Raw genomic sequence first — 13,085 nt, 5'->3', positions numbered from 1 at the left:
GTTAAACTGTCTTTAAGAATCCCATAAACGCTTCCATAAAAAATTCGGAGCTCTGATGAAACTCACTCCAGATCAATGGAATCGCAAAAATTAAAATAAAAATCCCCACCAAAACGTTAACGGACATACTCGTGAGCAGGACATTCATCTGTGGTACTGCTCGACCAATAATGGCCATCGATATATTTATAAGCAAAATTGAAACCAACACGGGAGCTGACAGTTGAAAGCCGATGATCAGCACTTCTTTACCGATTAATGCGATTTGAGAAAAAGACTCTAAACTTAAGCCCCATCGAGTCGCGGGGATGATGTCATAGCTGTGAAGGAGACCTGTCAAAAAAATATGATGGCCATTCATCAAAAGGAAAAACAAACTGGCCATGATCGAGTAAAACTGATCGACCGGAGTCATCGATACCGACATGGTCGGGTTATAGATCTGGGCGGCATTGACTCCCATACTGGTGGCCACCAATTCACTCCCCACTTGGATGGCGTAGAAGAAAAGGTAAGACACGAAGGCTAGGCAGAGCCCGACAAACACTTCCTTCATCACGCATCCTATGAGATGTGCGATACCGATGACCTGAAGATTCATGGAGTCCTTTAATAACGGAAAGAAAACTAAGCTCAATAAAAGAGCGAGAAGAACTTTGACGGGAGCGGGAACGTTAATGCCACCAAGAAGCGGCCACGCCACGAGAAACGCACTCATTCGCGCGAGGATCAACAAAAACGAAAAGGCTTGGATTTCGGTGATTTGCAGAACGTTCACGGGTCACGCCCCTACTGTGTTCTGACGATTGTTCCCACCGTCTCAAAGATTTCTACGGTAAAGCCCTTAAGAGTGTCGAGCATCCAAGGACCAGCGATCACAAGAACGATAGCAACGATGATCATTTTAGGAATAAAGGTCAAAGTCGCTTCGTTAATCTGCGTGATCGCCTGAAAAACACTCACAATCAATCCCGTCACAAGAGCCGCAATAAGCATCGGAGCCGCAACCAGGGCCATGGTCTTTAATGTCTGCGTGCTTAAATTTAAAACGAGTTCATCTGACATATTTTACCCGAAGCTCTTAACCATAGAGCCAATAATTAAACTCCAACCGTCCACTAAAACGAAAAGCATGATTTTAATCGGAAGCGAAATCACCACCGGAGGTAACATCATCATCCCGAGGGCCATAAGCACACTCGCGACGATCATATCGATCACCAGGAACGGAAGATAAATGATAAAACCAATCTGAAACGCCGTTTTTAATTCCGAGATCACAAATGCCGGAATCAAAACTGGAGTCGGCACATCGGCGCGAGTTTTAGGCTCGTTCAATTTAGAAAGACGAATAAATAGATTCAAATCCGCTGGCCGAGTTTGTGAAAACATAAACTTGCGGAAGGGGACCAGAACTCTTTCGAAAGCCACTTCCTGAGAGATCTGTTGATTCATATAAGGCTGCAGCGCCTCCGTGTTTACCACTGAGAAAACCGGCTGCATAATAAAGAATGTGAGAAACAAGGATAAACCCACCAACAATTGGTTCGGCGGCATTTGTTGTGTACCAAGAGCTTGTCTTAAAAACGAAAAGACAATGATGATTCTCGTGAAACTCGTCATCAGAATCAAAATCGCCGGTGCTAAAGTCAACACCGTGAGCAATATGATGATCTGAATGGCCGAGACCACTTCTTTAGGGTTACTTGTGCTCTTCATCCCAAAGCTTACGCTCGGCACAGTGATCTGCGCCAAAGCTTCGGTGGCAAAGCCGGCAAAGAGAACAAATAAGAGAACCTTACATATCAGCTTCATCGATGTACTTTCTTTTTCTCATGATTTTTTTAACGTCACTCAAGGAAGATACGGTGAAAGAGTCCTCAGTATCCTCGGCCATCGCTGTTACATCTTCCGACTCTTCGATCTTTTGCTGCATGCCTTTGATCGTCGAACCAAAACTGGCCTGCGTCGCTGAGCCGAAATCCTTAGGATCCAAAGCCGGGAGTTCGTCATTGATCACGGAGAGACTTTTCACGAGGGAAATATTGTGATCTGTAACGCCTAAGAGTAGGTACTCTCCCGAAACGCGCACCAATGTCAGGCAGCGCTTAGGACCTAGATATTTTTGTGAAACAACAACGATAGAGTCTTGATTGAAAGCTCCACCGGATTTGCGAGCTTGGATTTTTTTATTCACGAACATCACCGATAATAGGAGAGCGCAAAGCACTCCCACACCAATCATGATTCGAGCCCAAGGCGAAGAACCGGCTTCTTTAGAAGTCTCTTTTTTGACGATCAAAGGGATTTCACTTTCGCTCTTCGAATCATCAATCAAAGCGGCGGCGGCTTCGTCATCAGCATCTGCCGTCGCTGATGTTGTGACTCCATCAGCAGGCACCGGAACAACCGCCTTTGTCGGATCGGCAGACACCTTCAAAGTGGCCTTTTGATCCAATACATTTGCAATTTTTGAGTTCGCACTGGAGGACTCTTGGCCCGGCTCAATATCATAAATTCGATTGAGCTCAGTAATATTGTTAGAGATTAACGGAATCGACGAGTCGAGTTTGAGAGTTAAACGGTTTCCCGACTTCGAAAACACCACACGGTCGTGATAATTGGACGCGACTTTATTGGCATCGAGGTTAATGCGAATACGAGTCGCGTTATTACCCACTTGAGAGGCGTAGATATTGTTTACATCGTTTTTTCCGACGTTAAGAAAAATTTTGTCTTTCTTTAAAAGGATCCCCTTGAGATCCCATTCAATCGTACGGCGGAGAAACTTGACGTCGGTCGTCTTAGCCGAGATCGAATTGCTGAGATCGAATTCCATTTTGAGGCTGCCATCTTCGACCTGCGTCGTGACGGCGTTCAAATAGGTTTCGTTTCCATCGGCGGCCTGAACTAAAGATGAAAAAAAGAAACTCGCAATTAGTAATCCGGCTAAGAAAATCCTCATTTTAACTGCTCCACGCGTTCTTTAGGTGAAATAATATCTGTGAGGCGAACTCCAAATTTATCGTTAACCACAACCGCTTCGCCTTTAGCGATCAGTTTATCGTTAACGTGAATTTCCATCGGTTCACCGGCGAGCTTATTGAGTTCGATCACACTTCCTTGACCTAAATTCAAAAGTTCGCTCACGACGATTTTTGTACGTCCCAATTCCGCAGTAAGTTTGAGCGGAATATCCATAATGAGAGAAAGATTGGGCTCTTTGTCCTGCGAAAGATCCTGCAAATGAGGAACTTCGGGAATATCTTTTTTAGCTGCATCTGACATTTAACACCTCTTATTTTCGATTATTGCCTGACTTATCCGTGACCTTCATGGCGATTGAACCATGACTGACTCCGTAGAAGCCTTTAAACTTTTTTGTATTCTCAATTAAAATATCGATCTCTTTGCTGGCGTCCTGATTTAAAGGAATCACGTCGCCGATTTTAAGCTTCATAAGATCTTCGATAGAAATGCTCGCCTCGCCCAAATTGACTTTTACGTCGAGCGCAACGTCTTTCAACTGCTCTTTAAAAATCTTGGTCCATAGTTTTTTATCTGTTTGATCGGATTCAATCTGGAATCCCGAAGATAACTTTTGTTTTATAGGCTCGATCGCCGCGTAAGGAATGACCAATGTCATAGTGCCGCTGGCTTTTTCTAATTCCACATCAAATGTCGATGCGATGACCACGTCTGTCGGGGGCACAATCCCCACGAACTGAGGATTCACTTCCGTTCTGACGAAGCTGCAGTCGATGGGCTCCACCGCTTCCCAGGCGAGTTCGAGATCTCCCAATGCTAACTCCACCACTTTTTTTACAATAGATAATTCGATCGGCGTAAAGTCTTTGCCCTCGACTTTGGCATAGGGACGATCGTCGCCGCCAAAGAAACTATCAATCAGCGCGTACGCTAATTTGGTTTCGATCACAAATAAAGCCGACCCGCGGAGATTTCCTAAACGGAGAACACTCATGCAAGTGGGCGTGGGAAGAGTATTAATAAACTCTCCAAACTTTAAGAAATCAGTGCTGGAGTGATTGAGCGACGCAATTTTGCGAATCGCCGAGGACAATGTCACACGGAACGAACGCATGAATTTTTCATAAATAACGTCGAGCTGTGGTAAACGGCCACGAATAATACGATCTTGGCTTGTTAGATCGTAAACAACGACGACTTTTTCATCAGCCTTGCGCTTCTTCTCGGTCGGCTTAATTTCGCCATCAGAGACTGCCGACAGGAGTGCATCAACTTCGCTCTGTGATAATACCTGATTCATACGCTCTCACCCTAATTAGTTAAAGATAAACTCAGTAAATAAAATCTTTTTCACTTTCCCTTTAGCGAGGAAAGAATTGATCGTGTCCATAATTTCGTCTTTAAGACGCTGTTGAGCATTCTCACCGGAGATCTCTCCGTAGTTTTTGCTCGAAAGTAGAATAATAATGATGTCTTTGATTTGCGCCTGGCGCTTTACGATTTCTTCTTGCGTGGCAGAACTGTCCACTTCGAAACTCATGGTCACTTTAAGAAGCTTGTAGCCTTCGCTTCCACTTAAGTTCACATAAAAGGGATCCATCGATACAATTTTAGCTTCGCCTTCGTGAGCCGCGGCTTTCTTTTCTCCACCGCCATGCCCACCGCCGTGAGCATCTGCCGCCGGAGCTCCGTGACCGCCGCCATGATCGCCGGCAGCTGATTCGCCGTGACCTGCGCCCGCGTCATCTTCAGCAGTAATTGATGTGTTCACCTTTTTCGTGGTCTGCACGTACATGAATAATCCGCCGCCCACGGCGAGCAGGACTAAAGAATTAATGATGACTAAGATCATCAATACTAACGACTTCTTATCTTTCGGCTGTCCACCTTCGGCTGAATTTTCTGCTGGATCTTCAGCTGGTTTTTGCTTCTTTGCTGCATTTGAATCTGCCACTTGTCCCCCAAACTTTTTAGTCTCACCGATAGACTCAGCAACAGCAGTGCCACACCGACTTTGGAAGGTCAGAGCGCGATCAGATCTCAATAAAAGCCTTTCGGGGCGCGTAAAAGCCGGCGTTCTGACTCTTCGGTGGCGGTGCGCTGGCGATATATTGACAGGACTCAAGCAGAATAGGATACATCTGAGCTGGGGGAATATCCGTTGGCTCAATCTGGCACCACACTAGACGTAGAGCCATCCGAATTGCGCTTTATCTGCGCCTCAAGTATTCTCATTTTTAAGGTTTAAAACAAGGAAGGGTTCATGAAAAAAGACGGAGCAAGTACGCCGGGGAAAAAAGAAAGTCGTTTAGAGAAAGTGATCGTTACACTATTAGTAGTTTTAGTTTCTCTACTTTCTTTTAGCGTTGGAATTATTTCTGGAAAAGGTTTGAGCGATAAAGAATATGCTCTCAAATCACTTGATAAAAAATATTCTCACGCAATGAATGACGATACAGATGCGCACGATGAAGTGCCCGGATCTGGCGAACTTTCCGAAGAGGAAATTCAGCAACTCGCAAAATCGGCCATTGAAAATGCTGAGAGCGAAGGTCATGGCGAAAAGCGCGAAGTGGCTTCAGCGTCAGGACATCACGGTGAGACCGCTGCCCCTGCTGAAAAGCACGAAGTCGCTCACGGCGCTGCTGCTACCGAAAAGCACGATGCTCACTCTGAAAAGCACGAAGCAGCGCCTCAGCACAAGCAAGTGGCTCACGGCATGCCAGTAGAAGACGATCGCTCTCCTTCCAGTGTTGCCAAGAAAGCGGCTGCGACAGAGTACACCGTCCAAGTGGCTTCTTATGAGAGTTTAAAAGATGCTGAAAATATGGCCGGATCGTTGATCAAAAAGGGTTACCCTGCCTTCCCGTTTAAAACCGAAATCAACGGAAAAACTTGGTATCGCGTCAGCATCGGTAGCTTCAAAAACAAAAAAGAAGCTATGACGTACCAATCAGAGATCGGTAAACAAGGCGTAGTGAAAGATTCTATCGTTCAAAAATTGACTCGCTAATTTATCTGTTTTACAACAAACCCCATCTGACTTCAGCTGGGGTTTTTTATTGTCTTTAGATCACTTAAATTCTAAGCAAATCGAAGCTGTAATGCATTATGGCTCGCCGCTCTTAATCCTCGCTGGCGCAGGTTCCGGAAAAACTCGGGTTCTTACGCACAAGATCGCGTATATCGTCGAAAAAGGTTTTATTCGTCCGGAAAATATCCTGGCGGTGACCTTTACCAATAAAGCGGCTCGAGAAATGCGCGAGCGCGTTCACAGTATGATGCCGCCCCATCTCGGCAATCGCGTCACTCTTTCCACCTTCCACTCCTTGGGAGTGCAAATTTTACGACGCTACGGTTCGCGAATTGGACTCAATCCCGGCTTTTCCATCTACGACGACAGCGATCAGCAATCAGTGATTAAAAAAATCATCAAAAAGCTCAATCTCAACGATAAAGTCATCACTCCTAAATTTTGTCAATCACGCATCAATAATGTTAAAGCGCAGGCGATGACCGAGCGCCAGATCATGGATCAAAAGCTCCTGTTTAATAAAGAATTTGCTCAGCTATTTCGTGAGTACGAAAAAGAATTGGCGCAATCCAACGCCGTCGACTTTGGCGATCTGATTTATAAAACTTTAAAACTCATCGAAGGTGACGAAGTGGTTCGTGGTTACCTTCAAGATCAATATCAGTATCTCTTAGTGGATGAGTATCAAGACACCAACGCCAGTCAGTATCGCATGATGCGGGGACTGGTCCGTGACACCAATAATATTTGCGTGGTCGGAGACGAAGATCAGTCCATTTACGGCTGGCGCGGAGCGGACATCACCAATATTTTAAACTTCGAAAAAGACTTTGGCGACACAACGATCATTAAGCTCGAGCAAAATTATCGCTCCACGAAAAATATCATCACAGCCGCTCAAGCGGTGATCGCCAACAACACCGAACGCCACGATAAAACGCTGTTCACTGAAAATCCGAGCGGCGAAAAAGTAAAAATTGTCGAGCTTGATAACGAGTACGAAGAGGGCCAGTTCGTCGCCGAGAGAGTCAAAGCCCTACACAATCACGTTTCGCTCAACGAAATCGCGATCTTTTATCGCACCAACGCACAATCGCGAATTCTCGAAGAGCAATTGCGAAGCGCGAGCATTCCTTACCGACTTTATGGCGGCGTGCGCTTCTATGATCGTAAAGAGATTAAAGACGTCGTGTCTTATATGTTACTTATTCTGAATCCGCGGGATGATCTTGCGTTTAAACGCGTGGTGAACGTTCCTACGCGGGGACTTGGCAAAACGACGATGGATATCGTCGAAGAGACCGGTCTACGCCATGGGATCAACATGATCGATGCGGCCATTCAAGCCGTCACCGAAAAGCAGATCAATCCTCGAGCCTGCCAAAAGATGGGAGCATTCTTAGATATGATCGTGCGTTTACGAGAGCGCATGAAGACGCTCGACATCTATTCCGTATATCAAGAGATCTTGGATCAAACAGGATATTTGAAAGAACTCGAAAGCGATAACACGCAAGAGTCGCAAGCACGGATCGAAAACTTACAGGAATTCGGGAACGCCATTTTGCGCTTTTCGGAAACCCATCACGAAGAGGCCACTCTCGATAAATTTTTAAACGACATGGCCCTCGCTTCGGATGCGGATAAGGATGACGATAGCAATAAGCCCGCGGTCACGATGATGACTCTCCATATCTCTAAGGGGTTAGAGTTCCCTTACGTGTTTATGGTAGGTCTTGAGGACGGATTATTTCCAAGCACTCAGAGCATCGAAGAGCAAGGCAGCAAGATCGAAGAAGAACGCCGCTTGTGTTACGTCGGCATGACCCGTGCCGAAAAAGAACTCTTCATGTGCCATGCGCGAAGCCGCAGACACTGGGGCGAACATCGCTTCAATCCTCCATCGCGCTTTTTAGACGAAGTTCCCGCAGAGCTCGTCGAAGTGATGAGTGCCGTGCAGAAGCGACCGAGCTTTATGCAAAAAGGCGTTTACTCACAAAAGGCTCCTAAGCCCACTCAACAGTTTGATGCTTTCCCCGACTACGAAAACTTCTCCGACAGCACCGACGCTCGCTACAAAGTGGGCGCCAAAGTCCGCCACCCGATTTTCGGTGCGGGTGCCATTCATTCCGTCGAAGGCTCAGGCGACAACATCAAAGTCGGAATTGTTTTTAGAGACAACACGGTTAAAAAATTCTACGCGAAGCACGCCAATCTCACTTTAATTTAAGACGCGTAGACCTTTTTTGATGTTTCGGGTTTTCGTGCAACAAATCCGGTTCCGGATGGCATCATGGCCATAAAACCAGGTCTATTTTTAGAAAAAGTCACCACGGTGTACCCTTTAGATTCAAAAAAGTATTTAAGATCCAGCGGATTTAAGTAGTAGCAAGCGTCATTGTCTGCATGAAAGGGTGGGATCAAATCTGGCTCGCGTCGCTTAAACAAAGGTTTCTTCATCCAATAGAGCTTCGTGATAAAGTATAAGTTTTTAAATAGATTCACTAATATTTCAGGAAATGTATTTCCATGAGGATGCTTGGGAAGCGACGGGCTACGATAAAAAATCGTATACAAAGGTCGATTGCTCCAAACGTATTGAGTAAGACCCCTTAAAGACTGGAGTAGGCTAAAAAGATTAGGGCCCGAAATTACAACATAGCCGCCAGGCTTTAACACCCTATCGAACTCAGTCAAGGCGACATCTGGATGAGGCACATGCTCTAAGCACTCATTTGTAGTAACTACGTCAAAAATTTCATCGTCGAAATCCAGCTGTTCAGCAGACCCGGTTTTAAATTCTAGATTGTCTGATGAATCGGGCTCATAACCATTTTTATGCAAATCAAGTCCAATTACTTTTTTTGCAAATTTCGAAATAAAAAACGAAGACCAACCACTTCCGCATCCAATATCTAGAACACTTTTTCCGTTTAGTTCGATATTGGACTTTATCAAATTCAGATAGGAAGCATAGATCGGTTCCGAAGAGTCTCTGTTAAGGCCTTTACGCCGGACACTGCCGTCGAGCTCAGCGTAGATTTTTTGTAGGTTATTGAATTTATCGATCATATCAAAATTGAGGATTAGGTATTGTGTTCTTCATAGAGTAGTACTTTTAGCTTAAACTTAAAGCCTATTTATAAAACAGTAAACCTTTGTCCAGTGCTTTGCTGCCGCAAGATCTCTTAAAAGATTAGACTAAATTTCTAAGAAATATCACCACTTAATTTTTTTCCCGGACTTTAAGATCTCCCACTCTTCGAGATAATCTTCGGCGTCGATGGGTTTAATAATTTTGGCGGGACTTACATATTGGGCTTCGACCCCGTCCCAGCCTTTAAACTTTCTTACATGACCCTCTTGAGCCACTTGAAAGTTGGGAGTGAGCGCGGCTTTACCGCCGCCGTCGGGAATATCCACGATGTACGTCGGCATCGCAAGGCCCGAGAGATGTCCCCAGAGTTCTTTTTGAATCTCGAGAGAGTCCTCAATGGAAGTTCGCAGATGATCGGTCCCCTGCGAAGGATCGCACTGGAACATGTAGTAGGGCTTCACACGGAGATACAGCAAGCGTCGCGACAGTGCCTGAATAATTGCGGGATGATTGTTTACACCGTTTAATAAAACCATTTGATTGAGTGTGGGTATACCGTGATCCACCAGCTTTTCCACAGCCATGGCGGATTCTGCGGTGATCTCCTTGGGATGATTAAAGTGAGTGATCAAATACACCGGTTTATTCTTTTGTAGAATTTTAACAAGCGCATCAGTGATGCGCATAGGAGCCACCACCGGCATGCGCGAATGGACGCGAATGATTTCGATGTGCTCGATACGCCTCACATCACTTAAAATCCGCTCGACGATACTGTCTGATAACGTGAGGGGATCTCCGCCCGAGAAGATCACCTCGCGCACTCCTTTGTGCGAACGAATATAGTCTAAAGCATCGGCGTACTCTTTTGAGTTTAAAAACGCTTGATCGGTGGCGGTGAAATGTTTGCGTGTGCAGTAGCGACAATACACACTACAAAGATCAGTCACTAAAAATAAAACGCGATCCGAATACCGATGCACCACGCGCGCGGTGGGATTGTTAGATGCTTTCCGCTCCCCTAAGGGATCGAGCATTTGCTGAGCGGGGCTTTGCCCGCTGCCTTCAAACTCTTCGCGACTCGGTATAAGAATTCGGCGGATGGGATCAAAGGCATTGTCTGCCGAGGCCAGAGACGCATAATAGGGCGTGGTTTGCGCGCGAAAGATGTTTTGCGACTGCGCAAAGCCCTGCTGCTCATCGGGGGTTAGAGTAAAATACTGCGCGTAGTCCCCTTGAGTTTTTAGGCCTTTGCGCATTTGCCACGACCAGTCCATCCATTGCTGTGGATCGACAGAAATTCTGGGCGTGACTGAGAGAAATTTAAAGGCCATCATCGGCTTATACATAGGAACCCGCGCAAAAACAATAGGAGCACCTTATGCGAGCATTAGTTATATTCGCCCTTACGGGAATCTTCGCTGTAACCCTCGTAAATTGCAGCAGTCACCCGATTAAACCCGAAGCCAAAAACGTCGAAGTCAGCCGCGAAGAGGCCGGTAAAAACTGTCGCGATCTCGGAAAAGTCGAAGGCCGCGTCAAGACGGTAAAGGGAACTTTCGAAGACGCCCTTGAGGATCTCAAGCTCGATGCTGCTCGCAAAGGCGCTAACTTCGTGACCATTCAACAGACCGGCTCTCTCGGCCAATCTGTCAACGGCACCGCTTATTTTTGCGATTAAATGAATTACGCCATATGCTCGGCAATTTTTTTACTTTTGCCGCGCATTTTTCTCAAGAGTATCTTAAAGAAGCTCGTCTTTGGATTCGAGTTCCCCGAAATTCTTGGATCTGAAACGAGGGCCACAAAACTTGTGGCCGCTTTTTCCGCATTAAACTTGTCCATAACCACCATCGGCAGTGATATCGGCTCCTGCGATATAACTTGAATCATCGCTGGCTAAAAAGAGCGCGACCTTAGCCATCTCTTCGGAGCGTCCCAATCTCTTGATAGGAACTGTGGCCGCCATGTTGGTGGTAAACTCACCGACCTCTTTGGGAGACATTCCTGTTTTTTCGAAAATGGGCGTTTCGATGGGACCGGGCGATAGAACATTAAAGCGCACGGAGGTCACAGGAATTTCCGCCGTCCACGAGCGCGCAAAACTTCTCACGGCGGCTTTCGTAGCGGAATACACCGAGCTTCCTGGAATTCCTTTTACAGCAGCAACAGAAGCATTAAGAACAACTGCGCTGCCAGGGCTGAGTAGAGGGAGAGCTTTTTGAACGGTAAAGTACAACCCACGAACATTTGTATCAAACTGACTATCGAAAAACTCCGGAGAGGATTCGGTGGTGGGAGCAAATTTGGCAATTCCCGCATTTGCGAAGAGCACGTCGAGCTTTCCATATTTTTCCTTGATGTGGGTGTAGAGGCGATCTAATTCTTGAGGCTGGCTAATATCGGTGCGCACGATATCGAAGATGCCGCCGTACTCGGCCTTCGCCTTTTCGTAGGTGTCTTGTGAGCGCGCGGTGATCACCACTTGAGCGCCGTGATCTTTATAGAGTTTGGCCGTGGCCAGACCGATCCCTGAGTTCCCGCCCGTGACTAATGCAACTTTCCCTTGGAGTTTATTCATTTTGTTTCCTTTCGTTCTTTATTGAACCGTTTGGTTCAATATAACAGCCTTTACGGCATCCGCAAGAAAAATATTGAACCGATCGGTTTTTTATGTTAGCTTGATTAAATATGGGACGAGTCAAAAACTACGACCTACAGGATGTGTTAAATCGAGCCAGAGAGCTTTTCTGGACGCAAGGCTATGCAAAGACCAGCGTCCAGGATTTAGAAAAAGCGACTGGGGTTAATAAATCGGGTCTTTATTCGGAGTTTAACGGCAAAGACGAAATGTTTGTCGAATGCCTCAAACAATACTCCGACACCAGTGGAATCGAAGAGCTGATGACGTCCGAACCGCTCGGTTGGGGAAACATAAAGAACTTACTCACAAAATCGAATTGCCCCAAAGGACCTAAGGGTTGCTTTTTGGTGAACACAATTCGCGATTATAATATTCTTCCGGCAAAAGCGAAGACCCACGTGACGGAAAAGCTGGCGTACACTAAAAATTTAATTCTAAAAAATCTCAAGGCCGAAAATATTCCTTCGGCCAAAGCGCAAATTCTTGCGGATATGATAATGACGTTCCACCAAGGGATTGCCTTAAAGACAAACCTGGGTGGACCTTGCGAGTTTAAAAACGAAATCGAACATTTTTTAAAAATGATTCAAAGCCAATAGACTTAACGATATTCGATCACTTCATTGTCTCGAAATCGCACTTTAGGGAGTTTCGAGAAGCGATCCTCCGGATGGCGATAACCCACAGCCACCGTGGCGACCGTTGCCCATTCGGAATTCTCAAGACCAAGAACTTTATCGTAGTCCGCAGGACTGATGCCTTCCATCGGGCAGGTATCGATGTTGAGGAGTGCCGCTGCGGTCATCATAAATCCCATGGCGATATAGACTTGTCTTTGCGCCCACGGGCCAATCACTTCTGAGCGAGGACCATTGATGAGATCTCCCACCACGGAATTCTTAAAACCGGCCAGAGAGTCCAACGTTGCCCCTCGCACTTCGGCCATGCGATGAATATGACGATCAATAAAAGCGACATCCATCTTCTTTTTATAGAGCATCACCACATAGTGGGAGCAGTCCGAAACTTGAGACTGATTCCACGAGAGAGGTCGCAGTTGATCTTTAAGCGTTTGATCGGTCACAACGATAAACTTCCACGGCTGCAGTCCGTAGGACGAAGGAGATTTGACCATCGATTCTTCGATGATTTTCCAATCGGCGGGGGAAATTTTTCGAGTGGCATCAAATTTTTTAACGGCGTAGCGCCAGTCGAGAGCGGCTTGAATTTCTTTGCTGGTCATAATGTTCTCCTGATTCCTTTAATCTAGTGACTCCCCAGAATCAGTCAAGGAGCTCGCAAGATTTTGGAGGTCTTTGGCT

The 13,085-nt window shown here is 46.1% G+C and carries 16 protein-coding genes; 4 read left to right on the top strand and 12 right to left on the bottom strand.

Going from position 1 to position 13,085, the window contains the following annotated elements; translation table 11 throughout:
* Nucleotide 1 precedes the first annotated feature (1 nt).
* From K2Q26_03770 to K2Q26_03740, 7 genes are read right to left on the bottom strand one after another with little or no spacing between them, the layout of a single operon-like run.
* Nucleotides 2-778, bottom strand: a complete 777-nt coding sequence (locus K2Q26_03770; GenBank protein MBY0314611.1) for a flagellar biosynthetic protein FliR — start codon at nucleotides 776-778, stop codon at nucleotides 2-4.
* Between the two features lie 11 nt (nucleotides 779-789).
* A complete protein-coding gene (gene fliQ, locus K2Q26_03765; GenBank protein MBY0314610.1) occupies nucleotides 790-1,065 on the bottom strand; it encodes a flagellar biosynthesis protein FliQ in 276 nt (91 codons plus the stop codon).
* 3 nt (nucleotides 1,066-1,068) lie between these two features.
* Nucleotides 1,069-1,815: a flagellar type III secretion system pore protein FliP gene (fliP, locus tag K2Q26_03760; GenBank protein MBY0314609.1), complete on the bottom strand. Its 747-nt coding sequence runs from the start codon at nucleotides 1,813-1,815 to the stop codon at nucleotides 1,069-1,071.
* Nucleotides 1,799-2,965, bottom strand: coding sequence for a flagellar biosynthetic protein FliO (locus tag K2Q26_03755; protein ID MBY0314608.1), 1,167 nt, complete (start codon nucleotides 2,963-2,965; stop codon nucleotides 1,799-1,801). The genes fliP and K2Q26_03755 overlap by 17 nt, the downstream gene beginning before the upstream one ends.
* The gene (fliN, locus tag K2Q26_03750; GenBank protein MBY0314607.1) at nucleotides 2,962-3,288 is read right to left on the bottom strand and encodes a flagellar motor switch protein FliN; all 327 of its coding nucleotides are present in this window, start codon (nucleotides 3,286-3,288) and stop codon (nucleotides 2,962-2,964) included. Before fliN ends, K2Q26_03755 begins: the two co-directional genes overlap by 4 nt.
* Nucleotides 3,289-3,298: 10 nt before the next feature.
* A complete protein-coding gene (gene fliM, locus K2Q26_03745; GenBank protein MBY0314606.1) occupies nucleotides 3,299-4,288 on the bottom strand; it encodes a flagellar motor switch protein FliM in 990 nt (329 codons plus the stop codon).
* Nucleotides 4,289-4,303: 15 nt separating this feature from the next.
* A complete protein-coding gene (locus K2Q26_03740; protein ID MBY0314605.1) occupies nucleotides 4,304-4,942 on the bottom strand; it encodes a flagellar basal body-associated FliL family protein in 639 nt (212 codons plus the stop codon).
* A 309-nt stretch (nucleotides 4,943-5,251) separates the two neighbouring features.
* On the opposite strand from K2Q26_03740, the gene K2Q26_03735 reads away from it, so the two are divergent.
* Nucleotides 5,252-6,001, top strand: a complete 750-nt coding sequence (locus K2Q26_03735) for an SPOR domain-containing protein (protein MBY0314604.1) — start codon at nucleotides 5,252-5,254, stop codon at nucleotides 5,999-6,001.
* Nucleotides 6,002-6,050: 49 nt separating this feature from the next.
* Nucleotides 6,051-8,252, top strand: a complete 2,202-nt coding sequence (locus tag K2Q26_03730) for a UvrD-helicase domain-containing protein (GenBank protein ID MBY0314603.1) — start codon at nucleotides 6,051-6,053, stop codon at nucleotides 8,250-8,252.
* On the opposite strand, the gene K2Q26_03725 is transcribed toward K2Q26_03730, so the two are convergent.
* On the bottom strand, nucleotides 8,249-9,094 hold the full coding sequence (locus K2Q26_03725) for a class I SAM-dependent methyltransferase (protein ID MBY0314602.1): 846 nt from the start codon (nucleotides 9,092-9,094) through the stop codon (nucleotides 8,249-8,251). The two genes, K2Q26_03730 and K2Q26_03725, sit on opposite strands and share 4 nt — an antisense overlap.
* A 147-nt stretch (nucleotides 9,095-9,241) precedes the next feature.
* Nucleotides 9,242-10,453: a KamA family radical SAM protein gene (locus K2Q26_03720; protein ID MBY0314601.1), complete on the bottom strand. Its 1,212-nt coding sequence runs from the start codon at nucleotides 10,451-10,453 to the stop codon at nucleotides 9,242-9,244.
* A 47-nt stretch (nucleotides 10,454-10,500) separates the two neighbouring features.
* On the opposite strand from K2Q26_03720, the gene K2Q26_03715 reads away from it, so the two are divergent.
* Nucleotides 10,501-10,800, top strand: coding sequence for a DUF4156 domain-containing protein (locus K2Q26_03715; protein ID MBY0314600.1), 300 nt, complete (start codon nucleotides 10,501-10,503; stop codon nucleotides 10,798-10,800).
* A gap of 5 nt (nucleotides 10,801-10,805) precedes the next feature.
* On the opposite strand, the gene K2Q26_03710 is transcribed toward K2Q26_03715, so the two are convergent.
* Both K2Q26_03710 and K2Q26_03705 read right to left on the bottom strand, forming a co-directional pair.
* The gene (locus K2Q26_03710; protein MBY0314599.1) at nucleotides 10,806-10,964 is read right to left on the bottom strand and encodes a hypothetical protein; all 159 of its coding nucleotides are present in this window, start codon (nucleotides 10,962-10,964) and stop codon (nucleotides 10,806-10,808) included.
* The gene (locus K2Q26_03705) at nucleotides 10,951-11,700 is read right to left on the bottom strand and encodes an SDR family oxidoreductase (GenBank protein ID MBY0314598.1); all 750 of its coding nucleotides are present in this window, start codon (nucleotides 11,698-11,700) and stop codon (nucleotides 10,951-10,953) included. Before K2Q26_03705 ends, K2Q26_03710 begins: the two co-directional genes overlap by 14 nt.
* 110 nt (nucleotides 11,701-11,810) lie before the next feature.
* Between K2Q26_03705 and K2Q26_03700 the strand changes: the two genes are divergently transcribed.
* A complete protein-coding gene (locus K2Q26_03700; protein MBY0314597.1) occupies nucleotides 11,811-12,362 on the top strand; it encodes a TetR/AcrR family transcriptional regulator in 552 nt (183 codons plus the stop codon).
* Between the two features lie 2 nt (nucleotides 12,363-12,364).
* Here the strand turns inward: K2Q26_03700 and K2Q26_03695 are convergent, their stop codons facing one another.
* Nucleotides 12,365-13,006 (bottom strand): NAD(P)H-dependent oxidoreductase, encoded by a 642-nt coding sequence (locus K2Q26_03695; protein ID MBY0314596.1) that lies wholly within the window; start codon nucleotides 13,004-13,006, stop codon nucleotides 12,365-12,367.
* Between the last annotated feature and the right edge of the window lie 79 nt (nucleotides 13,007-13,085).

Source organism: Bdellovibrionales bacterium (assembly GCA_019750295.1).
In the GTDB taxonomy this organism is placed as follows: Bacteria; Bdellovibrionota; Bdellovibrionia; order Bdellovibrionales; family JAGQZY01; genus JAIEOS01.
This window is presented reverse-complemented; position numbering and strand designations above follow the sequence as displayed.

Excerpts from the sequence above, each read along its gene's own strand:
- fliQ (MBY0314610.1), bottom strand. The coding sequence starts at position 1,065 with ATGTCAGATGAACTCGTTTTAAATTTAAGCACGCAGACATTAAAGACC.
- fliP (MBY0314609.1), bottom strand. The coding sequence starts at position 1,815 with ATGAAGCTGATATGTAAGGTTCTCTTATTTGTTCTCTTTGCCGGCTTT.
- K2Q26_03755 (MBY0314608.1), bottom strand. The coding sequence starts at position 2,965 with ATGAGGATTTTCTTAGCCGGATTACTAATTGCGAGTTTCTTTTTTTCA.
- fliN (MBY0314607.1), bottom strand. The coding sequence starts at position 3,288 with ATGTCAGATGCAGCTAAAAAAGATATTCCCGAAGTTCCTCATTTGCAG.
- fliM (MBY0314606.1), bottom strand. The coding sequence starts at position 4,288 with ATGAATCAGGTATTATCACAGAGCGAAGTTGATGCACTCCTGTCGGCA.
- K2Q26_03735 (MBY0314604.1), top strand. The coding sequence starts at position 5,252 with ATGAAAAAAGACGGAGCAAGTACGCCGGGGAAAAAAGAAAGTCGTTTA.
- K2Q26_03725 (MBY0314602.1), bottom strand. The coding sequence starts at position 9,094 with ATGATCGATAAATTCAATAACCTACAAAAAATCTACGCTGAGCTCGAC.
- K2Q26_03720 (MBY0314601.1), bottom strand. The coding sequence starts at position 10,453 with ATGGCCTTTAAATTTCTCTCAGTCACGCCCAGAATTTCTGTCGATCCA.
- K2Q26_03715 (MBY0314600.1), top strand. The coding sequence starts at position 10,501 with ATGCGAGCATTAGTTATATTCGCCCTTACGGGAATCTTCGCTGTAACC.
- K2Q26_03710 (MBY0314599.1), bottom strand. The coding sequence starts at position 10,964 with ATGGACAAGTTTAATGCGGAAAAAGCGGCCACAAGTTTTGTGGCCCTC.
- K2Q26_03705 (MBY0314598.1), bottom strand. The coding sequence starts at position 11,700 with ATGAATAAACTCCAAGGGAAAGTTGCATTAGTCACGGGCGGGAACTCA.
- K2Q26_03700 (MBY0314597.1), top strand. The coding sequence starts at position 11,811 with ATGGGACGAGTCAAAAACTACGACCTACAGGATGTGTTAAATCGAGCC.
- K2Q26_03695 (MBY0314596.1), bottom strand. The coding sequence starts at position 13,006 with ATGACCAGCAAAGAAATTCAAGCCGCTCTCGACTGGCGCTACGCCGTT.